At 41.3% G+C, this 25921-nt stretch carries 13 protein-coding genes; all 13 read right to left on the bottom strand.

From position 1 onward, the window contains the following. Position 1: 1 nt before the first annotated feature. Entirely contained in the window at positions 2–8605 is an 8604-nt protein-coding gene (locus tag MHI37_RS10235; protein WP_076334877.1) for an immunoglobulin-like domain-containing protein, read from the bottom strand. 689 nt (positions 8606–9294) lie between these two features. Continuing rightward, complete coding sequence (locus MHI37_RS10230; protein ID WP_076334876.1) at positions 9295–10164, bottom strand: YitT family protein; 870 nt, start codon at positions 10162–10164, stop codon at positions 9295–9297. A gap of 270 nt (positions 10165–10434) precedes the next feature. After that, complete coding sequence (locus tag MHI37_RS10225; RefSeq protein ID WP_076334875.1) at positions 10435–11697, bottom strand: NAD(P)-binding protein; 1263 nt, start codon at positions 11695–11697, stop codon at positions 10435–10437. Positions 11698–11741: 44 nt separating this feature from the next. Beyond that, entirely contained in the window at positions 11742–12839 is a 1098-nt protein-coding gene (locus MHI37_RS10220) for a glycosyltransferase family 4 protein (RefSeq protein WP_083676040.1), read from the bottom strand. Between the two features lie 16 nt (positions 12840–12855). Then, positions 12856–13845: an MraY family glycosyltransferase gene (locus MHI37_RS10215; RefSeq protein ID WP_076334874.1), complete on the bottom strand. Its 990-nt coding sequence runs from the start codon at positions 13843–13845 to the stop codon at positions 12856–12858. 76 nt (positions 13846–13921) lie between these two features. Further along, on the bottom strand, positions 13922–14557 hold the full coding sequence (locus tag MHI37_RS10210) for a hypothetical protein (protein ID WP_076334873.1): 636 nt from the start codon (positions 14555–14557) through the stop codon (positions 13922–13924). A gap of 29 nt (positions 14558–14586) precedes the next feature. Continuing rightward, on the bottom strand, positions 14587–14700 hold the full coding sequence (locus MHI37_RS10205; protein WP_256709704.1) for a DUF2179 domain-containing protein: 114 nt from the start codon (positions 14698–14700) through the stop codon (positions 14587–14589). Positions 14701–14982: 282 nt separating this feature from the next. Next, positions 14983–15495: a pentapeptide repeat-containing protein gene (locus MHI37_RS10200; RefSeq protein ID WP_076334872.1), complete on the bottom strand. Its 513-nt coding sequence runs from the start codon at positions 15493–15495 to the stop codon at positions 14983–14985. Between the two features lie 40 nt (positions 15496–15535). Beyond that, positions 15536–17380: a hypothetical protein gene (locus MHI37_RS10195; RefSeq protein ID WP_076334871.1), complete on the bottom strand. Its 1845-nt coding sequence runs from the start codon at positions 17378–17380 to the stop codon at positions 15536–15538. Further along, positions 17380–18588, bottom strand: a complete 1209-nt coding sequence (locus MHI37_RS10190) for a hypothetical protein (protein WP_076334870.1) — start codon at positions 18586–18588, stop codon at positions 17380–17382. Before MHI37_RS10190 ends, MHI37_RS10195 begins: the two co-directional genes overlap by 1 nt. A gap of 30 nt (positions 18589–18618) precedes the next feature. Continuing rightward, the gene (locus tag MHI37_RS10185) at positions 18619–21231 is read right to left on the bottom strand and encodes an FtsK/SpoIIIE domain-containing protein (RefSeq protein WP_144023586.1); all 2613 of its coding nucleotides are present in this window, start codon (positions 21229–21231) and stop codon (positions 18619–18621) included. A gap of 17 nt (positions 21232–21248) precedes the next feature. Next, positions 21249–23918: a hypothetical protein gene (locus MHI37_RS10180; RefSeq protein WP_076334868.1), complete on the bottom strand. Its 2670-nt coding sequence runs from the start codon at positions 23916–23918 to the stop codon at positions 21249–21251. A 435-nt stretch (positions 23919–24353) separates the two neighbouring features. Continuing rightward, positions 24354–25862: an extracellular solute-binding protein gene (locus tag MHI37_RS10175; protein ID WP_076334867.1), complete on the bottom strand. Its 1509-nt coding sequence runs from the start codon at positions 25860–25862 to the stop codon at positions 24354–24356. Between the last annotated feature and the right edge of the window lie 59 nt (positions 25863–25921).

Raw genomic sequence — 25921 nt, 5'->3', positions numbered from 1 at the left:
CTTAGTGTGATTGCGTATAGATTCGATACAAGATAACCGCTGCTTCTGCGCGAGTTAGGTTGCCCTTCGGATTCAAGGTGTTGTCACTGTTTCCTTGGAGCAAACCGACGCTAAGCAGATATGCCAAGCCTTCTCTTGCATATGACGCTGTCTTCGCACCGTCCTTGAATTCGTCGATTGACTTGGACGATACTTTCGGCAGCTTGTTCTGCCATTGATCAAGTGCACGCTTAATGATTACGGCGACATCTTCTCTGCTGATTTCCGTATCAGGCAAGAACTTGTTCCCGCCAACGCCTTCAACTATGCCAAGTGCGCGGCCCATTCCAAGCTCTTTGTAATATGGCGAGCTTGTTGGAACATCAGCAAAGTTGTCAGTGAATTCAACGTCCAGCTCAAGGAGTCTGATCAATTGCGCGAGGAATTCCCCTCTGCTGATTGCAGTACCTGGATCAAAGGTCGTTGCTGAAGTTCCTTCAACTACGCCTCTAGCAGCCAACGCTTCGATTTCCTTGGCTGCCCAAGCTACACGCGACAAGTCGCTGAACTTAGGCGCTGCATATACGACTGCATACTGGCTAAAGTGCGAAGTTTGGAACACAATTTGGCCAGTTGCACTGTCAAATCTGCCGTTAGGAACAGGCGTTACGTTACCTTCACTGTCTACGAACCAGACAACGAGCTGATCGGCATTTTGCTTCTCAGAAGCTGTCGGTGTATACGGTATCATGATTGTTACCGGCGCTTCGCTATTGCTCCATGTTATTGGTTTTTCGTTGGTCATGACAGATAGATCCAATACCGGACGATCGCCGATTTCATCGATTAGTTGTTGGCTCCATCCTCTCTTATCCGCTTGACGAACAACGATGGTTACAGTATTTCCAGCTCCGTTCAATTGATCTGCGTTAAACATCACGCTCGACACTATAACCGTGCCTAACGGTGTTTCTATAACGACCGATCGATCGGAGTCTCCTTTGAAAAAGGAGGTCGGAAGCTCTAATCCGTATCCGCCCGCATTCTGGATGCTGGATACTTGTACTTTAATCCGTTTTGCCCCTTTTGCAGCGCGACTGAACGCATTGTCAATATCGTTTTGAGACACGCTGGATTGCGCAATATTTAACCTGAAATTCATCATTGGATTTGTTTTAATACTAACGTTGCCATCGTTATCTACATTGACCTCTTTAGATGCTGGCGGTGCATTGTAACCTCCACCAGGATTTTCTCCGCCTGGATTTTCTCCACCGGGTTCTTCTTCACCTGGTTCTTCTTCACCAGGATTCTCTTTGTCAATTGCTTCGATCTGGTTCTGAAGATCCGTCTTAGCTTCGCCGTCTGCCATAATAGTGACAAAGTTGCGAGCCATAGCGATATCCGCAGCTGATCCAGACGCGATAGCTTTTGAAACGGCAGCCTCTGCCGATGCTTCAAGCATTTCATTGTATTCGCCTGCGTCTAACAGATATACGTCAGTAAATGAATTTGAATTTTTCAATTGTCCACTTTCAACTTCAAAGGTGGATCTGGTGCTGTCTGATTCACGTGAGTCATCAGATTCATTGAGCATAATTGATATTCCGATTCTTCCGTTCGCGAGCTCCGATGCAGGATTATTATGAACGGTATTAAACGGAATTTTTAAATCATAAATCGTCGTTTTCGTATCTTCATCTCTCGTAATCTTTGCCGCTATATCCGTTGTCGGAGCAGTCGGTGCATTAGCTCCTGTAGGACGAGTCCAAGCCCATTTGATCACTTCATTGTCATTGGTGAGCGCGAATCCTAACTCATTCCGCGTAGTACTGTCGGTTGCAGGATTGCGTAAATCAATGCCTAACTGCAAATTATCCTCTCTCCATATATTTCCGCCAGTCTGGCTATTGAAGTGCACGTCGTCTGTAACGACAATGTACGCGTATAAATTGCTGTCGTCCCATGCGAAATGCGATCCTACGCTGAGGTCTTGCGGACCATCCCACGTTCCCGAAGTTACATAATCTTTTATGTCCATTACAAACGCCGGAGTTGCGGCACTCTTTGCCGGATTTTCCGCGCCTGCAGAACTTACCTTTTCAGCGTAAGCCGCGTCAAATTTTGCCGTATAGGTGTATGCTTTTCCGTCCTCGAGTTGAAGCTTGAATGTGATCAGACCTGCAACATAATACGGTAAATCTATTGTTACGGATTCGCCTGCCTCAAGCGCGTTAAATTTAATGGGAGTGAGATCTTCAGCATAGGCAGCCGGGGAAACAATTGTCAATGTCCCGGGTGCAGAGGCTTTTCCTCCAACATTATACTTAACGATGAATTGTTGTTTATCTCCGTTTTTGGTTAGGTTAAATACAAACGGTTCCGCCAATAAATCCGAGCCGTAAATACCGTAAGGATTGCCCACTGGGGTGCTGTTTCTCAAACCGGATGCGTAATAATTGTTGCTAAGTTCTATCGATGTGCCTCCCTCGCGCAGCATCGCATACACATTATTATTCTGGCCGTTCTTCGACGGCTGGAAGTAAGAAGTGTATACATGCGCCTTACCGCCTTGGACATCTATACCCGGATTGTTGCCGGGCAGCTGAGTGAAGTTGGCTTGCTGTAAACGAACGATACCGTTATTCACGATCGCTCCCGCTACGGTTGGGCTTCCCCAGAACGCGCTGTTGTACAGAACAAGTTCAGCGTCTTGGTGGATTTTTGCGGTATTAGCTGCATCACCCATTCTGACATACGCTCTGTTTGGCTCCGTCGTGATGTTCGTATTAACCAATTCTGAGTTGATCGCGATTATTTTGGTGTGTTCGTCCGCGTCTTCCACATAGAGAGCGTACGTGGTTCCGTCCGAACCGTGACCAATCATCGTCATTTTTCCGGGGTATGCAAATTCTCCGTTCCCCAAGTCTCTTTTCAGGAAGTGTATGCCGTATACCGAACCGAAAACGAAATTGTTGAAAATCGTCTGGTCTTCCACATCGGCGAATTTGAGCGCACTCATGTATCTTTGCACGAATCCGTACAAATCGCCGGTAGGTGCCGAATATCCTTGACCTCCCGGAAGTCTCAGAGCATAATGCGGATTGAATTGCATATTTCTGATAAATCCGCCTTCTGCGCCTCCTCCGACCCAGATGCCTGCTCTGAGGAGCGTGCCGCCTAAATAGTCTACATAGTGACCATCGGTTTTATAAGAAGCCAGGTCTATGCCTTTATCTCCTAACGGGATCGTTAAGTTGATTGCATATACGCCTGCTCCTTGTCCCTGTACCAAAAACGGAGCTTTGAGCGTTTGGTCAGGGTTATTGAGGTTGACGCTGGTTATATTCGTTTGCGTGATGTTAAGTCCTCTGAGACCCGCGTTTGCCTTAAGCTGTATGAGAGAAGCTCCGTCTTCTCCCTGAGCGCCGCCGGTGTAAGCAGTAAATATCGCCGTGCCGCCGCCTTGTGTATGGTGCTGTACATCCCATGTGCCTCTGAGCTCGACACCTTCGGGAACGATAACGGGACTATTCAGTCTATACCTTCCACCCGGTAAATAGATCGTGCCGCCGCCGTGATTATTTTTAATATAGTCAAGAGCTTCCTGCAATTTTGCAGATATATCCACGGTCGGTGCGTTGCCTGTTAACGAGCGCGGGAAGTCAAGTCTAAGCACTGCGCTTGATGTCGGTCTAGGGTGTACGTCAATATCTGTTTTTACGTCTTTCGGAATAGATTCAAATAGATAATCAACATCATTAACGATTTGTACCGTGGTGTTATTCCCGTCAGCCTTAACATCAAGTTCAAGGTTATCGATGTGAGCGGCAAGGTTAGCGCTCTCGATGTTAAGGTTAAATCCAGAATTTACCGATTTGAATGTTCCGAAGTTAGTTCCGAAATGTGCATGTTTGTCTGCCTGTTTGAAGTTGCTCTGACTGACTAATGCGTTGCCTTTGCCTAGGAAGTTCAGCGCATAATTGTCATATTCGTCGAACGTACAATCCTCAAAGGATATAACTCCGCCTCTGGCGCTGCTTACAATCGGACCTTTGAAGTCAACTCCGTTGAATTGAACAGAAGTGTCGAAACGTTCGTTGAAATATACTGCCGTGTCGCCTCCGAATTCCGAGTTCGAGAGAAGCAGACCGAAACCGTTAACGTTGTCAATATAGATACCCGTCTGACTGTCTTCGATTTTCAATCCGTAGAACTGCGCGTTCGGAGCTTCGTCGCCGCCTGGTTCTCTTCCGATCCACATTCCCGTTTTATACCCGGAAATATTCAATCCCGAGACATATTCCCAGTCCGAACGATGCATCATGAATCCGGTAGCGTTCGCTCTTGTGTACGCTCTCGCGTCCGAAAGAGACGGTGCGCCGTCAAGTCCTGAATTCGCCCAGTATTTCGGGTCAATGCCAACGTTCTCGATACGTCCGATGTCTGTACAGGTGTGAACCACGATGCCCTTGTAGAGAGCCGTCATATTGCTGTTCAAAACATAATGCATTTCGCTCGGCAGGGAAATGAATCCTCCCCAAGCGTTTACGAGAGTAACGTTATCAAGCGTCACACTGTTTCCAGTTCTCTGATAGAACGTCCACGGATACGGAATTCCTTTTATGTCTTCAAATTCCCCTGTTTTCTGACCATCCGCGTTCCTCTTTTCAACAGTGGTTGTAGCATTAATGTCTTGATTCGGATACCATACTGAAAGGTTCGTTACGCCCGTGCCTTGTTCCATGTCTATGAATCTATCGGACACGTTAGCTACTTTTTTGCCGCCTGTTTGATTTTCTCTCTCGTCAGAATCAACATACGTGTCATAATTGGCGGAATTATGTCCGGTATAGACTGCGAGAATCGTTCCGTCGATTTTACCGTCGTAACCATCCGCATCCGGGTTATCCCATTCGCCACGGAGCTGTACACCTGCGCGCAAATTTAAAACTTGTTTATATTCGTAGGTTGTACTGCCGGTCGTGCTTTGAACGTTTATTGTGCCGGTAGTTTCCGTATGGAAAGCATAGGTTCCCGCCGGAATATACACTACGCCGCCGCCGTCATTATAAGCCGCATCAATCGCCGCCTGGAAAGCTTCTCTGTTATCGAAATTAACTAAGCCTTCCGCCGCTGCCATCTCTGCTGTTTTCGCACCGAAAGCGAGTACGTTAAAGTCCGATATCGCCCAATCTTTCGCATCATTTTCCTGAACGATTGCCGTTCTTATATGTTTTGCATAATCATATCTATCCGGAACTGTGAGCACAAATGTTTTAGTCTCGGTTACAGGAGCGGCTACCGGACCTCTTTTTACCGTCGCCGTGAGCGTTACCTCGCCGCCGCTGTCCGGACGGTTTGTCGGTATTACGCCTGCAGCGGTTATGAGGGTAGCAGCGGATGTCGACCATGTAATATCCGTCATATTATCACCCATGGACGGGAGAACTAAGTTCGTCGTCACATTAGCCTCAGAAGCATTCACGCCTTTGATTAAATCCCATGTCAGTTTATTCAACATATCGTTTACCGCTTCCTCGTCGGTTCCGGTACCCGTTCCGCGAACGACGATATTAAATGTTTTAACAACCGGTGTTGCCGTTCCTTTGCTTACTGTCGCAGTGAGGGTTACGGCTGTATTCACTCCTTGACGATCTACTGCGCCGGTGTTGCTGTTTATCACCGTGTTATTGGTAGATGTCCATACAATGTTCGTACTCGCCGAACCCGCCGTAGCAAGATTCAAATTGGTTTCAACCAGATCCTGTCTGGTATTCGTGCCCTTGATAGCGTCCCAAGTCAGCGCATCCGAAACAAGTTTTACCGCTTCTTCATCCGTTGGAGGAATTTCGGTAATTCGTATGCTCTGTATGATTGCTCCGGCTGCACCGATACGGAAGTGCGCTCCTTGATTTTGTGCTCCTACCGCAAAATTAGCTCCGTTAAGCACAACCTTTGAAGTCACCCAAGCGTTTCCGCTTCCTGTCGCCGGAAGGCTCGCTGATCTATACGCATCAAATCCAGAGAAATTGCCGGGATATATGGTGTTATACTGTAACGGAATACCACCCGTTGCGCTCGGTCTCCAGTATGTGACCGCTAATTCGACCTTGTTTGCTTGTTTAAGTTTAAGGTCGTCTACAATTACGTACATAAAGTTGCCAATCTTCACAGCGTCTACGCCGCTTTGAGTGACTACATCCACTGCGGTACCGCCGTCTCCGATAAAGCTTATGCCTATGCCGTTGCCTTGAAGTCCTTGATACGGTCCAGCCGGATCTCCACCGTCGCCGAGACCGCTTCCAATTTCATCAACTGCATCAAATGATTCAGGATCGTTGAAGTCAATGAACACTTCAGCAAGTTCGTTAGTCGTACTGGCTACTGTCAGATTAAAAATGACATCAACAGGTGCCGCATTACCTTTGGTTATTGTCGCCGTAAGGGTTACGGCTTTTCCTACGTCAGGGTCGCGAGTTACACTGCCAGTTGCGGTATCTATGATACCTGCCGGTTCAGCAGACCATGCTATAGCAGTATCGTTCGCTCCCGTTGCATTAAGAGTCAACCCCGTTCTTACTTCGGATTGAATAGCGTTCGAATTCCTGATCGTGTCCCAGGTCAGCTTAGTTTTCGCGTCCGCTATTGCCTGATTGTCGTCAAGATGTTCCACTTTAACTCTTGTATGCGTTCCTGCGAAAGGATATTGCGTATTTTGAGCCGTGCGTGCGAATGTATAATATATGTTGCCTGTTGGTTTTGTAAATGTCGCAGTATACGCGCCTGCACCTAGAGTACCTGTCGTCCAATCGCCGACTTCAGGAGCGTTACCGGTGGTGTTGATCGCGAACTGTACAGCCTGACCGTTTGTCGGCGCTGCTGAAGATAATGCAATGTTGTCGGTTGTTTCAACAGCTGTGGGAATGGGTTTCGGCGAATCCACGGTATTCTGGAAACGCGGGTTCTTGATATAGATGTCGCCTTGGGGCACGGCAGACCATTGCATTTGCAATCTCCCTGCCTGTACCGTGTCCAAATGAACGGGATTGAAACCATTCGGAGAATTGGCTGCTGATAATTGCGCATAAACGGTAATCCATTCATTAACTTTTCCATTTTTGATTTCATTAACATTAAGATGAAGACGCGAATTGATGTCAAGATTGTTACCGCCACTTTCCATGGCGATCCAGTTATTACCACTGAGTTTTAAAAGATCCGTATGCGTAACATACATATCAAAAACAAAATATTGATTCGCGTAAGCGGATAAATCCTGATTGCCGCTGCTATTAACAAAGCGGGCATCCCAAAGCCGTTCAACGCCGGCGCCTATTTTTCCAGCTCCCAACTTAACTGCACTATTTCCGTCCGGCGCAATAGCGCTGCTCGTCCCCTCTTCTATATTGGGAAAATACGTCGCAGCTAGAGCGTTGACCTCCGCCGGCACGGCTTTCACCGTCACAGAAATCGTTTGCGTAGCACTTGCATTGCCCTTGGTTATTGTTGCCGTGAGTACTACGGTTTTGTCTACTTCTCTATTCAATAAACGATTTACGCTTCCGGTGTTGCTTATTGCCGCATTGTCCGAAGACCATGCTACGTTAGTTGTTCCTATTGCCGTCGGGAGACTAAGCTGTGATTTCACATCGTTATTCGAAGTATTACTACCTTTAATGGTATCCCATGTCAGAGACGCCGCCGCCTCATTTACCAATGTTTGTTCGTCAATAGACGTTATAGTAATTCTTGAAGATGCCCCGATGAAGTTGTAACTACTGTCTGATTTCGCGCGTGCGAATACATAGTAGGTGTCTGCTGAAGGTAATGTGGCAAATTGATGAGTATAAACATTATCATTTTCACTTCCGTCCACCCAACCGGATGCGGGAGCGATACCATCTTCGCTTATTGCGAATTCCACAGCTTGCCCGCTCGCCGGTGCATTCGCGCTAACTATTTTTGTTGCTACGTCAAGTGCGAGAGCCGTTGACGGCGAAACCGGAACGCCTAACGCACTTTTCTGGAAACGCGGGTTTTTTATAAAAACGTCAGTGCTAGGAACGCTCGTATCCCATTGCAGATGCATGGCCAGTCTGGTAACTTGGTCTAGCCAGGCATCATCGAAATTCCCGGCTACTGCACTTGACGTTGATAACTTCGTATAGACCGTCGCCCATGTGCCCACCGCTGCATTTGCGACCCCGCTTACATCAAGTTGGAGACGTGAATCGGCGTTAAACTTATCTTCGGCAGGATTACTGTCGCTTACGATGACGAGCCAGTTATTTCCTTGTATATTTTTAAAGCTCGCATTTGGAATATACATCTCGAAAACGAAGTAGCCGTCTTTGTAAGCGGATACATCTTTAATAGGCGCCACGCTTGGCGTGAAGAGGTTATCCCAAGGCCCCCCGCCCTTTGAGGTTCCAGTGTTTAAGCTCCACGCTTTCTGTCCGTCCGGCGCATCGGCGTATGTCGCCGTATTGCCATCTGCACCTGCGTTTACGGTCAAAAGAGATACGGTATCCCCCCATGCCGCGCTGACTGTCATAAGCGGAGAAGCCAAAGTGAATAGCATCGACATCACAAGTGAAAATGCTAAAAGCCGTCTTTTTATCATTCTAAAATTCCCTCCATATATCATGTATTTAGGTTTAGAAGAGATCCCGTATCTAAATCTACTTTTTATCGCGTTAAGCACAAGCATCCATAACAGCATCAGAGTCCGGAGTTTCGACCAGAATAATGACAACACTTTCCCGCTTTTGTGCTCGCCGCCGCATCACCTCTACTATTTCATATGTCCAATCTTGTAAAAGCACATCCGTCCACAATCGACCCATTGTTAGCGTTTTCATGGGCTATAAAAAATAACAGGATTCAAAAGCGATACGCGTACGTGCAAATAACGTAATCTTACCACCTCTTTTAACCCTGTAATAATTCCCCAGAACAATACTCTGTATATTTTGTGGACTTATCTTATCATACGAGTTTTGCAATAGAGTTCCTATGAGGCAGTCTTATCCTTTACAGGGGCAATATTACCTTAATGAAAGCAGACTACGAATTCGCGAAATAATAATTCCGGAGAAATATAGAGATAGTATGGCGAAATGATATACTTTACTATATTTAAAAAAAGCGGGCTGATCATGAGTCGGCACGGGCATCCCATCTTAGCCGACCCAAGCAAACACCAAAAACCACGCAAATATTTGGCGTGGTTTTTGGTGTTTGGAGCCTAGAGGACACGACTCGCACAAGATCTATCTAATTTAGGATGTCAGAATTAGTAATTGAAATATTTTAATGAATGTCCTTCTTCTTAAAGCTTCCTCCCTTTACTTCTGCAACCTCATACACCATTATGAAAGCATTCTCGTCAATTTCACGAATAATTTCTTTCATTTTTTGTTCTTCCAATCGGTTAATGACGCATGTAATTTCTTTGAAATGCTCATTCGAGTATCCGCCTTGCACCAAACTATATGTGGTGCCGCGACCCAAGCGATTGCGAATGCTGTCAATCATGAGTTCAGGATGTTTGGTAATGATTTTAAACGTTTTAGCTCCGCTCAAGCCTTCCTCGACGATATGTATTACCTTCGAGGCTATAAAATAAGCAATACCCGATAATATGGCGCCTTGCAAGCCGAATACGGTCGAGACGACAATAAATACGAATACGTTCAGAAATAAGATAAGATCGCTAGTACCAAAAGGCAGCTTTCGGGAAAGCAATACTGCCAGCATATCAATGCCATCCAGCGCGCCGCCGTTCCGCAGAGCAAGTCCCATTCCCAATCCGATAATAATGCCTCCGACAACGGTAACGAGTAGCGTATCGCCTTCTACGATCGGAGTAATATGATGCATGAAGATGGTGCCCACGGCTAGTGAAGCAATACCGAGCACGGAATATGCCGCGAAGCTTTTTCCGATTTGCTTATACCCTAAATATACGAACGGTATATTCAGAACCGCAATGAGAAGTCCCAAAGGCAACCCGAATAGCTTCGACCCTACGATGCTAAGGCCCGTCACGCCGCCATCGGATACGTTGTTCGGAATTAATACTGCCTCAAGGCCATAGGCCGTAATAAAAGCGCCGATGACAACAATGAGTCCGCGCAACACCTTGTTCCATACTGCAGTCTGTTTATTCTCTGTCTTCATTCTAAACCTCATTTCCTAGTTTCGTTTCTTCACGCTCACTAAACGTAAATATTTTGCACATTAAAATTCTAGATATCTATTAGCCAAAAGTCAATTAATTCTTTCGTATAGTTCCCCTAAACGTTCATTAAATATAGATCAAAAAATATAGATCAAAAAAACCCTTGATTCCCAAGGGTTTAAAAGTTTGAGTATGGATAAGCACGCTATTTTAAACGAAAATTTACATCATTGATTATTTTGAGCTTACAACTATGTCACCGCTTCATATTATACGTACTTGACAATTTGTGATGTGCCTAGCTCTCGAGCTAAGTGAATGGCTTGTTGCATGTCTTCATGTTGGCTTGACCAATGCCAGCTTCCATACCTCCCGATACTATATACATCATGATCCTTGAGATAGTCTCGGATTATAGAAGTTACGTCGGGGTCCGGTAAACAATAATTTTGGTCCAAATAGATAGGGTTTAAGGTTATGATATCTTCCTTCCGACGTATAAAGCCCAGTTCAATTAGTTCATTTATGATCGTAGGAATCAGTGAAATAGCTTCATCCTTATTTGAGAAGAACAAAGGTGAGCATTCGACATACATAGCATCGTAACCTTCAGGAGCTAACAATGGCTGTACATTGCTGTAAAATCCTATTCGGTAAAAATGAAAGTCCAAGTTAGGAATATAAACCCAATCCACATCTTGATGAATAGCCGTTTTTTTGATTCCCAAATTAAGAATGAAACCTTTGCTGGCATGCAACTGATGAGATAACTTCAATATAGCTGGATCTACATCTGAAACCATTTTTACTAAAGCAGGCAATGGAATTGTTGATATAAGATTCTCCCAATGCATGGTTTTGTTAAGAATTCTCATGGTTCTATTTTTAAAATTAATCGATTGTACAGAAGCATCCAATGTTATAGAAAGATCTTTTGATAGATGCAATGGGATTCCTATGGCGCCTCTATTATCAGATGGATAATAAAATTCATTGTTATAACCGTACTTATTGTGTATCGGAACATTTCGAACCGCGTCATACTGCCCAACCCTTATCTTTGATAAATCAGTTAATCCGTACATTTTTTTATTATAATCGCGAAAAAAGGTCTCATATAATGTTTTACCGTAAGTACGAAGCAATAAATCCTCATAATTATGAACAATGCCTTTCCAACTTTGGTTTTGTAATAGCTCATAGTTAACGCGCTTGACAAATGCGAGGTCTGGTATAGCTTTGTAGCTTCTTTGAATCGGAAAGTCATAGAGGCAACCATTTATTAATACAAATGCCCTCCGCACATGTTTTTTCATAGGCAAGCCATTTAAAAGCTTAAGAACCTCAGGCGAATTCTGTTGATGAAACCAATGACCACCCGTATCAAACACAAATGGCCCGACATCAGTATCTACTGTAACGGATCCAGCTTTCCCCCCAACAGCTGATGCCGCTTCGAACACCTCAGTATCTCCAAAAACTTTGGCGAATGTTAATCCTGTAACACCAGCACCAATCACCAAAACACTCATATGTCATGTACCTCCTCTCGTTTTTCCCTATTAACACACAGAGATCATATTCCCATGGCTTCTTTAATCCTATGATTCACTTTCTCTACATCATATTTTTCCACAGCGATTTCCCGGCTCATTATCCCCATCTTCTTAGCAAGTCCCTTATTATAGATAAATGGTTCCATCGCATTCGCTAAAGAGGTTACATCTCGAGGCGGTACTAAAAAACCGTTCATCCCTTGTATAACAGTCTCTCGGCAACCAGGAGCATCTGTCGTAATAATAGGAAGGCCCATAGCCATTGCTTCTAAAACGCTTTTTGGCGTCCCTTCCCGATAGGACGGCAGCACAAAGACCGTCGCCTGCCTGAGATAAGGACGGACATCATCCGTCTCACCTAAATACTCAATGTAGCCACTATTCTCCCATCCCCTTATCGTATCTTCTGCTATCGCGGAAGGATTGCGGTCAAACGGGCCAAGAAGTTGAAAAACAGTCTCTGGATACTTTGCTTTGATCACTTTTGCTGCCTCAACAAATTCAACAATTCCTTTGTCTTTGAGCATTCGTGCTGTAAGAAGAAATACTATGGTCTGTTTTGTTGTTTGCCCGGGCTGGAAACGATGGAGGTTTACACCTGTTCCATTCACTAACACTGCTTTGTCCTTCAAAGGTTGGATTCGATTAAACAATTCAGCATCATCCTTATTTTCAAAAAACACTTTGGAGCTATGATGTAATGCAAATGAGTATAAGCATTTAATAAAAGGATAAAGGATCGTGCTTTTTATTGTTTTTGCTGTAAAGATATATCCTACTCCAGTAACGAAGAGATTTACTTGCTTCACACATGAAACCTTAGCGGCAATTGAGCCATACAGGTTAGGCTTCAAAGAATAACAACAAACAATATCAGGCCGTTCCTTCTTAAGCAAGGTAATTAACTTGTACAAACCATAAAGATCATAGAAAAGGTTTGTTCCCGTATTATTCATTAAAGTTCGTTTATAGGTAATACCTTCAATAAAAAGATTATCATGGCCGTCTGGTGCAACTGCAATTAGCTCATGGCCATCAGCCACTAATGCTTTCAGGAAATCAGCTTGAAAATGTTTATAATACTTCGAGTAAGGTACGATAAGCATAATTTTAGCCAAAGCAGTGCTCCTCCATTCAGTAAGCGCTCATATCAATTTGACTCAGTCTTAACGCTATTAGAAGAGCCCCAACGAACGATGCCCCAATGATGTATAACGCCATCGTATTGTAGAAAAGCATTAGACAAGCTAACAATCCAAGAACTAGAGCAAATAAATAAGTTAGTATTACAGTGAACTTGACGGAATAGCCTAGTTTCACTAATCGTAGCGCAAAATGGTCTTTGCTCCCCTTAAAAGGAGAACGTTTGGCCTTTAGTCTAAGTATCGAAACAAAGATCGTCTCAAACAGTGGAATGCCTAAAATGAGAATAGGAATGAATAAACGATGGTCGAAGTTTTCATTTATACTCCATTTCAATGCCGAGCAGGCTAAAAGATACCCGAGGAGTTGACTTCCCGCATCGCCAAGATAGATACGGGCTGGATTAAAATTAAAAAGCAAAAAGCCTAGACAAGCAGCTGCTACTCCTAATAGGATCGAGCTAAAGAAAAACTCACCCTTGGCGAGTAGTAAAATACATAAGAATACGGAAGAAATTGCTGCAACTCCCGCTGCCAACCCATCCATGATATCTATCAGATTAATAGCATTTATGACCCCGAGCAGCCAGATAAGCGTCAGCATACCATCCATAATGGACCATTCAAAAAAATTCGTATGAAACCCATAGCTAAATAAACTTATTCCAGCTGCTGCTTGAAATACTAGTTTCGTAACTGGCCGAAGTGCATATCTGTCATCGATTAATCCTCCTATAATAATAATCACCGCCCCTACTAAAAAAACGAAATTTTCGGAAGCATAGAGAGCTTGTCCTTGTAAAACCATTAGCGGGATTATCATAGAGATAAACATCACCAGGCCGCCCAGATTAGGAATTGGCTTTTGATGTGTTTTTAATAAGTGATTTGGATGATCGACGATATTAAATTTATTTGAGAGCTTTATAGCTGCGGGAGTTAATAGCGTAGTTAATAAGAACACAAAAATGATTACTATCAATAAATCCCCCCCTCACTTCATAATCCTTAATATAGCACAACAAATGTTCTTTATAAAGAATATTATGATGTTCTACTTAATCATTATAATCCGCAGCAAGTGCCGAAATAACCGTACCTACCGCTTGAGTCCAGCTCCCAATAGCATTCACACGTATTCCTTCTTCTGTATTAGGATTTGCATAGACCTGAAGTGTATTTCCAATGACTTGAATCACATTCCCAACATTGTCTAATGATTCGCTAAAGGTTAGGTTTTCTTGTATGTTTATAGATACGCCTGCACCTAATAATTGCAGTACATTACCTATTGTTTCTAAACGTTGACCCGATTGCTCATTTTTGTCCAATATCCCTATTACAACCGTTACATTACCGGAAGACTGTAGAATATCTCCTACTATATCCATAAATATCGGCTCATTATCAGTAGTTAAGGCACTCCCTACAGCTTGTAGAACATTTCCGACTAACCTCAAATCCGTTTTAATCGTTTCGGGCATGTTTTTAAAGGGGGTATCACCAATTGCTGCCACAATATTACCTACTGCCTCAACCCAACCGCCTATAATCGCAATGGTGTTTGAGTTACTTGATTCTGTTGAACGATTGGAATCATTGGAGACGCGTAAATGTGTAGTTCTATTTTCTTTTTTTTGCTTCTTTTTCCACTTGTGGCTAGGTCGTTTATTTTTACTTTTAGAACTACTCACTCTTTTCACCTACTGACGATTAGATCGACTTATTTCAGTATATGTTCATTAATCCAATAAGTTAGATAGTGTCTAATTATGAAAGCATTTTCGTCAATTTCACGAATAATTTCTTTCATTTTTTGTGCTTCCAATCGGTTAATGACCGAATGGATGAAGAACTCCCGGTTTAATGTAGACGGACAGATATTGGGACGTGGCTTACCGCCGCAACGATTCTACACCGCAAGTAAAATCGCTATCATCCTAATTCAGTAATATCCGTTTCCCAAACACTTCTAAAACAGCAAAGAGCGCCAACCTGATTAAGGTGGCGCTCCACGAGTCAAAGCGATAAAGACAAAAAAATATTTCTTAAAGCAACGGTGATTACAACAGGTGAAAAAAATGATGGGAAGCATCTTCAGACATGCTGAAGTATCCGTTTAGTTCGATTCCATACCAAACTGCTCCACATGATCGAATGTACAATTTTCAAACTTTGCATTTTTTGCGAAGGACAAGTTACAGTTTCTAAAAATACAATTAGTAAATATAACGTTTTCGAACAAAGTCTCTATCGCAAACATTCGACTAAATTCACAATTGGTAAATGTACAATTTTTAAGTGTTTTTGGAAATCTCACATCATAGTAGTTTGTTTTTATACTATTAACATTCTCAAAAGTTTTGCACGATAAGAAGTCTACTAAACGCCACTCACACTCATTCATCTCAACGTTCTTAATGGTATTAGGCAGTTTATTCTGCGCGAAAGCTACATGATGAAAGCTACCGATCAAAACATCGCCAGACAAATCAGTCATTATTAATGATGCATTATGAATTTCTTCCTGTTGTTGCAATTGTTTTCTAAAAACCATAAACGGATTGGCTTCAAGTCCTGTATAACGCTCACGCATCTCTTGTATATCTAACAATATCTTATTAGCTGACATGTTTAAGCTCCTTCCCGAAAACCTTTAAGTACAGCAATACTTATTTCTTTTTTTGACCTAAGATGCTCCAAGCTGCTTTTGTCTTATTTGAGCGTTCCAGCTGCTCCTTCGCTGTAGTAGCTATACGAGCATCTGCTGCCGCTAATGCTGATTTTTTTGCATCATCGCTTCTTTCTTGCCGTTTCATCTGTCCTTCACTTGATATATCGAATAATTCTTCAACCAATGCGTCCACTGAATACATATAAGGTACTGCAAAATTACAAACTCCATAAGATATACATTCAATCTCTCTATTCTGTACAAAATCCAACAACATGTTATATAACTCTTCGTTCGCATTCGCACAAATGTTAGCAGCTTTCTTCAAATCCTCTGATATTAATTCCTTTTCTTCCTCTTCGCGCAGCTTGCTTGCGGGTCCGTCCGGAATATCGCTGTTATAGGGCATCAAATGATCAAAGGCAGAAATCGTATTTCTAATCAGCTCATCATGCTCATCTCTCTCAGCCTCTTCTTCGTGATATCTATTTAGATATTCACGATAGTCGTTGCCCCAATCATCGAAATCTTTATGTAAAAGCCCAACTCTTTCATTATAGGATTCCTTGATTAAAATGGCCCAATCTTTGATAAACTGACCACCCTTTGTGGCCACCATTTCTTTTGATTTATCAATAAATTTATGGACGGCATCATTCGTTACAGTTATACTTTCTTCCAGTTTTTTAATTACTTGAATAACGTCCTCATCATAGAGGGCTCCGTCGCTGAAAACAGGACTATTTAATACGGTATAATCACGTTTAGATTCATGCATAGTATTATTATTCCCCCTGAAAGTATGTAATGTCTGCTGTCCAGTTAAACTAGAATCAATAACCGATGGTTGTACTACATTGGAATTCAATTGCTCAGGTATCTCTGAATGATTATTTACTTCGCTGCTAGATTCCACTGCAGTAGGTATTGAAGGTTCATTTTCTGACAATCCGTTATCTATGGTCGTGGTAGCACTATCTGTGTCGGCTGCTGCTGCTGCTTCCCTATTAAATAAAAGGTTTTCCAGCCTGTCAGTTAGAATCTCTTTTGTAAAAGCAGCCAATGGTTGGACAGATGGAATGATGACAGAATCACCATTAGTTAATGCGGAAAGATTAGCTTCTATTTCGTTCATCATTGGTTCCGTAATGGAACGTATTTGGTTGATCCCTGGTTCCATAATGGAACGTATCTGATTGATCGCTGGTTCCGTAATGGACTGTATCTGATTGATCGCTGGTTCCGTAATGGACCGTATCTGATTGATCGCTGGTTCCGTAATGGACCTCGCTCCAATCACAACGGGTTCGATAATAGTTGCCGCTCTGCTGATCAGAGGCTCCGAAATAGATTGAACTCCCTCTAGAACCGGATCAACAAAAGGTTCTATGCTGCTAACCAATGAATCAAATATAGTTTCTGCTATTAAGCCTTTTGCTCCCGCCCCTGCGTATCTCATTACGTTTTTTTTCCAGCCATCTTTATTCATTTCATTCCAAGCCTCTTTACTTGCATTGTTCACCCTTTTCAACCAACGATCACCCGATTGTTCAGATTGACTCATTGATACTAAGAAGGTTTGCGTCCCTTTCAACGTATCTTTCGCTATTTCACCAACTGGAATAACTGGTGGTATAGCGAGTCCTGTCGTCATAGAAAAGGCAACCTTGGATGCGGCAACGACAACACCAACCCGTCTCTCTACTTTGGGATCATCTAAATCACATTGTTCAAAACGCTTACGAAATTCATTTTTCTTATCTATTATTTTTTTATGCCAGCTATGATTTATACCAGTTTCATTATTTAATTGTACGTTCCCCAGCGTTGATGGTGGCAGCATTAATTCTCACCCGTGTTTTGTTCGTCAGAATCAGATGCTTGTTCGAGCGAACTATTCGATGGACCCTTAGTATCATTTCGCACTTCTTCTACTTTTAGCTTTAGCTGTTCATTCTCATCCAATAATTCCGAATACGACCGAACATGACGAATAGCTTCATCTATGTACAATAATCGTTCTCCTTCATTGATTAAGATCGGGACATTTTCCAACATATGCGACGCTAATTCAACTGCATCATAGCCTGTATCTCTAAGAATCCTCTCATAAACTTGATGAACCCTCAATAACGGATGAGCGTATGCCCAGTATAGATGCTCAATCGTATTTATTCGTATTTGCTCTCCTGCATGTTTCAACACCCAAATTTGATCTTCATCATGAACTTCTAAATAACCCTGTGGTACAAGAGTTACAGGCATTCGCGCAGTTTCCAATATTGATTTATCCCAAGAGTATAATAGACGGGAGTCAGCGAATTTGTGCAATGTTGCCTGGACACTTGGTTCGTTTTCAGTAATTATCAATAAATCGTTATACGAGCATAATTGCTGCCGTAGAATATACCAGAATTCAGCATACTCAGAAGCATTCTCTTGATCCAGAGCAAATAAATCACGATTGCCTAACATAATTTGTCTGCGTTCCATATCAATAGATCCGATGGTGAAATAACGACTAGACTCAATATCCTTAATTTCGGTTAACGCTTGTTCTTCAAATTTGCTATCCATAGTGGCCGGATCAACAATTCGATCAACTAAATCAGAAACATAATCAATGACAATGTAATGCTGCTGAACGGCACTTAACAAACGCCTCCACATTTCGATATGAAATCGTTTCTCTTGTTCTTCATTAACGATCGCTTCTTTTCGCAGCAAATCAAAAAGCGAGTCTACATCCATCCCAATTGAAACAGCAATAAACTGGCTTAACTCCTTATCACCAATGTGATCAAAATCAATGATCGAGCGAATAAAAAATAACTTTTCCTCGCCTCGCGTTTCCCATTTAGGTTCATAAATCAACTTTTTCGAGCTTAACTGCTGTGTAACTGGTAGTTTTACTATTGCATCGTTATCATCAATAAAAAAGGACTTCCACCCTTCATATTGATCTAGAGAAAGCTGCTCGTAATGAAAAGCAGATCCTACATAATAATAGTTGGCATCGTAAGAACCAAGCTGTCCAAATGGAACATTCATCCTTTACACCTCTTCCTTATATTCAACAAACTACAATAGATCCCAGTCGATTTCATGCATTTTCTCATGTTTTAATTCCGTATCAAACCGTTTAAATGAACGCTGTATGTTTGCGTTAACAACTTTAAAGTCAAACATCGGTGACTCATCGTTTTGTTGCTTTGAATAGTCCATTCCAACGACGTTGTACACTTTTTCGATAGATGACTTACAAAACCGCAAATTTGTATAATTTTTCAAAAGTGTATCAAACGTAGTAGTATCTTGACCTGCAGTAATTGAAGTCAAAATACAAATAATATCATCCCGTTTAGCAAACAAATTTTTCAACGCATCATCAATAACTTTAATCGCAGCCTTATCCGCACTTTCAATACCACGATACCAGATGATAATAGATGGTTCTATCGAAGAACGCGTATAAAATTCTAAATTGTCTTCACCAAGCTTTAATCCTTCAATTGTATCCTGCACGTCCTGGTCACATTGAACATGATCTGGGACCGCTCCTTGAAAGGCATACACGATGCCTTCTAGAAGTTTAGTTCTCTTTAATTCTTTTATTTCATCGTTCTCCCCAGTGAATATTTCTAAATCCAATACACTGTTTGCAAATGCTTTAGGAGTCATCCGCATGACCTCATTATCGAAGGCTTTCTCTTCACCGCATATTCTCAATAAAAGCTCGTATGCCCTTTTATAGTTAATTTTGTTTTCTAACCCCAACTTCCTCTCTATATCCTTCCAATCAGAAATGATCTGTTCTGAATATCCAATGGCATTGAGTTTTTCTGACAATTCACTATGCAGATCTGGTGAAGCAGCTACTAAAGATAAGTAAGTAAGACTATTCATCAGATCGTCAATTATGGTTTGAAACATGTCCCTATCTTTCATTTTAAAAAACTCATCTATTTCAAAAAGTTCTAATAATTTCGAGCCAAAAAAAACATCTGTAAAAATGCTGTCCTGTAATCGATTTAGCTCAAGCGCAGTCGGTTGACAATCATCAACTAAATATTTCTTGTCCACATCTTCTTTTAAATCATAAACGCCTGTCAAAATCGGATTAAAATCAACGACAATATGAAAGTATGTTTGATGTGAGTTAATCAAATTTTCCAACATTAGTTTTTCGATGTAAGCTGCATTGGTTGGTGATGTTGCTGCGATAGCAATATGGCGACGTGCACCTTTCGTCAAGAAACAGGTCTGCACATCGTTTTTCTTGCGCGTATAGAGAACAGGATCCCCTAGCACTAATGATTCGAGCAGTGTAGCATCTTTCTCTATGTATGTTTTTGTAAAAGTCTTATATTGTTCATTTCGGTACTCGGCGATAATACTCTTGCTAAAATCAGATTCTATATCATCCTTATTCTGTTTCCACTGACGTACAGCATCTTCATCGAAATATTTCATCGGTTTATTATGCGGAAAGTAATTTCCAGATTGATCCTCCATCAGCCAACCTTGTCCAAGATGCGCCAAACGCGACAATGCCTCGTCGAATTCAGACAGACTTTGCCATTCCGATAACGTATCATCAATTCGAACATCATCGTCTCGCACAAGAGGCACCTTATAATAGATATTGCTATTAGCATCTCCGCCATCAAGATTAGCAATGACAACCCCTTTTCCATTTAATGCACCAGCAGCTGTATTTCCAATCAAAGATGATGAGGTACCATTGTCGCAAGGCAACGCAAAGCGTGCTTTAAAATTACTAAGTACATTACCTGACAACGTACCGCTCATCTCTTGACTTGCAAACAACAAATGCACTCCTGTAGCACGACCTAACTTTGTAATGGCTGTCAACATTTCTTGAATTCTCATCGTTTGTTTCCCGGAAGATTCCAAAAACATTTGTTGGAATTCATCAACAACAAGCAATATGCGGGGTAACACCACATTAAACTCTTTACGGAAACTTTTAATGTGTGTAATGCTTAACTTTTGGAATAATTTCTCGCGTGCTTTCATGCTTTTCACGATATGATCAAGCAAAGATAAAACATAATCAATATTACTTGTAGCTGCACAAGCAACAATGTGTGGTGCGATATGGTTAACGTTCGAAGCATAACGACTTAGCTCAACCTTTTTGAAATCCGCTAAATATAACTCAAGCTCCCATGGAGCATATTCCGTCATCAAATTGAGAATCAAATTATTTAAAAATACCGACTTACCGGAACCCGTACGACCGCCAATCAAACCATGCACAGCGACATCATTTAACGGAACTGGCGAGTAAATCCCTTTCACTTCCTTATGAGGGATAATCGCATTATCTATACTTGTCCGCGGCCTATACGTTTCTCCCGGTCTTAGATTGATTCCATCCGCCGTTGATCCACTCCAATAGTAACTCAGTGGTTGTATGGTCTCTTTTTCCATTTGTTTGCTATCATATTTACATCGTTTGAATTTTTCTTTAATCAATTGTTTTTTCTCGGGACTGACAAGACTCTGTTCATTTCTAAAATCATCTATCCACTCAACCGGCTCAGGACAAATATCGAACTCAGTTTCTGATTCAAATGAACTCGTATCTTGCAGGTCTTCAAGATAGTTTGTCAAAAATGTTTCTTCATTATCTCTTTGTAAACGAAGGTACGATAGTATACTGCTCACCGCGATATCCTCACTTTCTATGCATGGATTAATTTATATTCTCTAAGTAGTTCTGAAAACTGAGGCTCAGTTCGATTATCCGAATCCGTATCACTTTCATTATTTTTTATAATGCTATAATCTGTATCAATATTAACCGTGATGCTCGTATCCTTCACTTGAATAAGATCAAGCTCCGTATAATTTGCTGCGTCCAGCTCATATACAACTTCAGCAAAATTTTGAAGGCTATTATCTTTTTTGAGGGTCTCATACAGTGAGACATCCATAAAGGTATATAAGGCAACAGAGTCGTAAACTGTCCCTGCAGTTTCTAAGTTACTGAAATACTTGTCATCCTTAGCTTTATCCCAAACTGCGTATATAATGGAACGTTTATTTGACGTTTCTTGCAAAGCTTTTCTAAGTTTTCTTACATCACCATCACTTTCTAGAATGGCTTCATTGCTCCATTTTTTATTTTCATTTTGCAGTTTATACGAATTTTCATAATTAAATAAATAATCTGCTTTAAGGTTCACATTTTCGCGATTATGAAATTTATAAGAATAGGTCAGCTTTTTATTGTATGCTTCATATCTATCGTGGTCTTCTGATTTTTCTGGTACAAATAACGTTTGATCGATTAAATAAGCAGGAATTTCCCGCGTAAAACTATCCGCTACCATCTTAATAAATTTTTCGATAACTTTTTGAGCACCATGCGGTCTCTCCGCCAATTTCTGATTTAGCTTTGTTTTATTATAGACAAATATAATTGGTCGTTCCTTTGGTACATCGATCAACCAAAAATCATCCTTACTGCGGGGAATATCCGATTTCCGATCCTTCTTCAAACCAAGTACAAGCTTACTTGGCATTTGTCCATCATTTTTAAATGGATTCACTTCTAAATCAAACAATATTTCCAATTCTTTGAAGCACAGCTCTCTATCCATCTCCAACTGCGATTTGGTATGATCCATGGTTTCTTTATTGGACTTATACTCCATATCCAACAAACCTTTGATCTTGGCCAGACGCTCGATAGAATCAGTAATTCCCTCTTTTATTCCAGATTTAATTTCTGATTGAGCTTCATGACTCCCCTTGGCTTTAACTAATAATTGCTGACCAATTTTTATATTCATAGATTGGTTAACCGTCCGTATGTCTTCTACCAACAAATTCGCTTCATTGCTCAAAGCTGTTATTTCTTCGTTGACTTTATCAAACTCTGGCTTAATTTGATATTTTCTCACTTTTATACAATTTGCATCGAATAAAATAGCAGTTGAATAACGTGCCATGAGAGTAGCCATCTTGTCATTCCATGTCTTTTGCCCAATTTCATCCATTGTCATTTGCTGTGCTGAATCAAGCATCGGGTGCTGCTCATAATAAAATTGGACAATTTGTTTGTTAACATCATTCATACGTTCACGCAGATCATAATCGACACGCATGGCACGCAAGAACAATTCATCTTGGCAAATAGATTCAAACTTTTCATCAGCCATTTTTTTTGCTTGATAATATAGACGCTTAGACTTTGTTTTTAATAAAATAAACCAGCTAACAATGAATAGGACGATAATGGCTATTGCGATCCAAAATATTGGTGATGAGAATACCGACCCAAAAGTTAAGAAGGCCTCTTGAGCTTTATACCATGTATGATCCGCCCAATTATCAATAAGACCTGTCAAAGGCCATGAAATGCATGCGGTAACAATTCCAGCAATAGCAGCTATTTTGAGGCCTCTTCCAAAGAGCAATACTATTACAAGGATGGGGGCAATATAGAGTGCAAGCATAAGCACGTACACCAATGCAGTAAGAACGGTCCAAAAGGCACCAAATGCAATTCCTAGTAAAGCCAACACTCCTCCAATAATTAAAAACGGCTTGCCTACTTTTTTGACATCAGACCACCCTTGAGAGCTCATTTTCGTATCAACTTTATTATCGCTCATCACATTTAAAAGCTCATCTAATTGATTGATTTGTTCACTTGCATGTTGAATTATTTCATCCGATTCTATGTAATATTTCGATTCAGTAGGTACATCAGCCAGCAAATTTGGGTTCCACAGCTCCGTTACACGTTCGCCAAACTCGCTTTTCATTGCATTACATAGGTTTTGAAAACGTTCAGATATATTTGTTTTCTTAATTTTCAAATCTAATGATGCAAGAATCTGTTCTTCATGTGCATTTGAAATAATAATAGCTTTTTGGGCCTCGAATTCAGAAGCATCACCTTTGATTTGATCGAGCTGCTCGTAATAACTCTCTCCAAATTCATTTCGTTCACGATGGTCCGCCTGTTCAGATAATATTTTACTCTCTTGCTCAGATAGTGCGGTTCGTTTATTTTCCAGCTCATCCCTTTTAACCATCAAAGACTTATGTACTATGATCTTATCATTCAGATCTGTATGATCCTCTAGTTGAATATTGGTTTCTCTTAATTTATTCTCATACTGAGCTGCAATTTCATTAACCATATATGTATTTCGACCATCTTTTGAACCATGCAATGCTTGTTTCAAAGTTTCTAAAGTCGAACTTATCGTATTGTTTTGTTCCTCCCTATGTTGCAAATCCTTATATTGCTTTTTTATGTCTACTTGCTTTTTAAAAATCTTATCTTCTCTTTCTTCAAATATTTTGATCTTTTCTAAATAATAATCTAATTTTTCCACAACTGTCCCTCCAATTTTTTTCTCTTCCTAATCAGAGCATTTTGTATATTAGAACAATCAAATATTTTAATATCCTTTCACCCTGCGGATATCCCTATCAACTTACAAATTTTTTTTGACGATATCACTCTTTTCAACAATTCCGAGATAGGAATTTAGTCTCATTAATATATTATCACATTTTATAATTTAAGCACTTCATTTGTCGTAATTTAGAGTATTATCCGAAAAACAAGTGATCTATTTGCACTACAAATCACAAATATTTACTTTCTAAATTAAAAAGGATCTTCGTTTTAGGTTCAAAGATGATGGAGAATTTATCCTTATGCACATTTTAAGCGACTTACTCGTTTGCTTGGCAATATGCGGCAAAAAAAAAGCCGATCCAACAGGATCAGCTTTCTCCTAAAACTTTATGGACATGCTTTTGTGTTACTCTAGTGCTTTCCGCTTACTGTACTCCTCATTGATTTCTTCAGTAATCTTTGAATAATTAGCATCTGTTTTCAAACTCTCCACGTATTGATCCCACTCTGCTAACGTTGTTTTACCAATAATCGTCTGCACTTTCATATCAGCAATTTTTTTCGAGTAGTCAGAGCCTAGCTTGATTTCAGTCTCTGATACTAGTCCAATTGCAGGGTCACCCGTTGAAAATTTAGATTTCTCTTCAGCGATTTCCATATTACGCTGATAAATCTCCTTTGGCATACCTGCTGCGTACTGCCATAGATCAAGCACTGTAGTACTGAACATTTTCCCCCATGCTCCAGTCCCTACACTGTCCGCCACAGCTTTATCAGTAGCCATTTTCAGTCCATCTTCCTCCGTATAGTGAACATCCTCAATACCATACAGCGTCAAATTCAGTCCTTCACCACCTGAGCCATAATCAATAAATTTCAAAACAGCTTTCATTTTTTGTTCGGATACCGTTTTTGGAATGGCAAGTATTCCATTATATCCTGTGCTTTGTGTAACGTATTGCTTACCGCCAGCTTTAGGTGCCAAGGAAAGCATAGGTGTCCAATCGACTTCGGGATCTTTCTTCCATTGATCCATCGTATAACGGAAAAGTGCTTCAGGTGTTTCCGAGGTTACCCCAGCTCTGCCGCTTGTAGCAAGCTCCCAATATTGATTTTCTTTCATAACTGGGAAGTCCTCTGGAATTAAACCTTCTTTATACAGCTTGTTCAAATAAACTAGCGCATCTCTCATCTCCGGCTCCAGCGTCATATTGACCAGCTTGCCGTCAATTTCTTTCCATCTGCCTGCTGTTCCTGTAAATATTTCTTCGATCACACGCGAATCCCGCATGTTGTAACCTACCGTATCCTTTTTGCCGTCTGGCGCATTATCCTTGAAGGCCTTCAATACAACATAAAGCTCATCCATATCGGTCGGCATCTGGAGTCCAAGCTTCTCTAACCAATCCTTTCGTATGGAGACGAATCCGCCGCCGTCCATCGGACGACCAGCTGGAACGCCATACGATTTCCCATCGATTTTCGTATTGTTCCAGATCTTCGCATCCATTGCCATTAAATTCGGATAATCTCCGATATAGGGTGTTAAATCCCAGAACGCTCCCTGCTTCACCATTTGACGAAATAACGGAGTAGTAACGTTCGGAATTTTAATTAAATCAGCCATGTCACCTGCAGCCAATGCGACATTGACACGGTCTGAATAATCTCCACCAGCCACCCAAGTAATCGTTAGTTTCGTATTCGTCCTTTTCTCGAACTCCTTATGAACCAGATTATCTGGTGCAGGAGGCTGAGCAATTGTATAATCTACCATAATTTTTATATCCGTAGCCGATGCTGTACCGGTTGGAGTAGACGCAGAGCATGCAGTTATAAGCAATGATAGTACCAGTAGTGTATAAACTAACAGATACAAGCGGTTTTTGGATAACCTAGCTTTATTAAATTTCATAATAATGTCATCTCCCATTCAAATGTTAGTTGCCATAACAGCAGATGTGCCTATCGATC

The sequence above is a fragment of the Paenibacillus sp. FSL H8-0548 genome (genome assembly GCF_038630985.1).
Lineage (GTDB): Bacteria > Bacillota > Bacilli > Paenibacillales > Paenibacillaceae > Pristimantibacillus.
Note: the sequence above shows the minus strand (reverse complement) of the source record. Positions and strands in the feature narration are given on the sequence as shown.

What these genes read in the sequence shown, in the direction of transcription:
- MHI37_RS10200 (WP_076334872.1), bottom strand. Translation starts at nt 15,495, where the DNA reads ATGTCAGCTAATAAGATATTGTTAGATATACAAGAGATGCGTGAGCGT.
- MHI37_RS10195 (WP_076334871.1), bottom strand. Translation starts at nt 17,380, where the DNA reads ATGCTGCCACCATCAACGCTGGGGAACGTACAATTAAATAATGAAACT.
- MHI37_RS10230 (WP_076334876.1), bottom strand. Translation starts at nt 10,164, where the DNA reads ATGAAGACAGAGAATAAACAGACTGCAGTATGGAACAAGGTGTTGCGC.
- MHI37_RS10190 (WP_076334870.1), bottom strand. Translation starts at nt 18,588, where the DNA reads ATGAATGTTCCATTTGGACAGCTTGGTTCTTACGATGCCAACTATTAT.
- MHI37_RS10175 (WP_076334867.1), bottom strand. Translation starts at nt 25,862, where the DNA reads ATGAAATTTAATAAAGCTAGGTTATCCAAAAACCGCTTGTATCTGTTA.
- MHI37_RS10225 (WP_076334875.1), bottom strand. Translation starts at nt 11,697, where the DNA reads ATGAGTGTTTTGGTGATTGGTGCTGGTGTTACAGGATTAACATTCGCC.
- MHI37_RS10235 (WP_076334877.1), bottom strand. Translation starts at nt 8,605, where the DNA reads ATGATAAAAAGACGGCTTTTAGCATTTTCACTTGTGATGTCGATGCTA.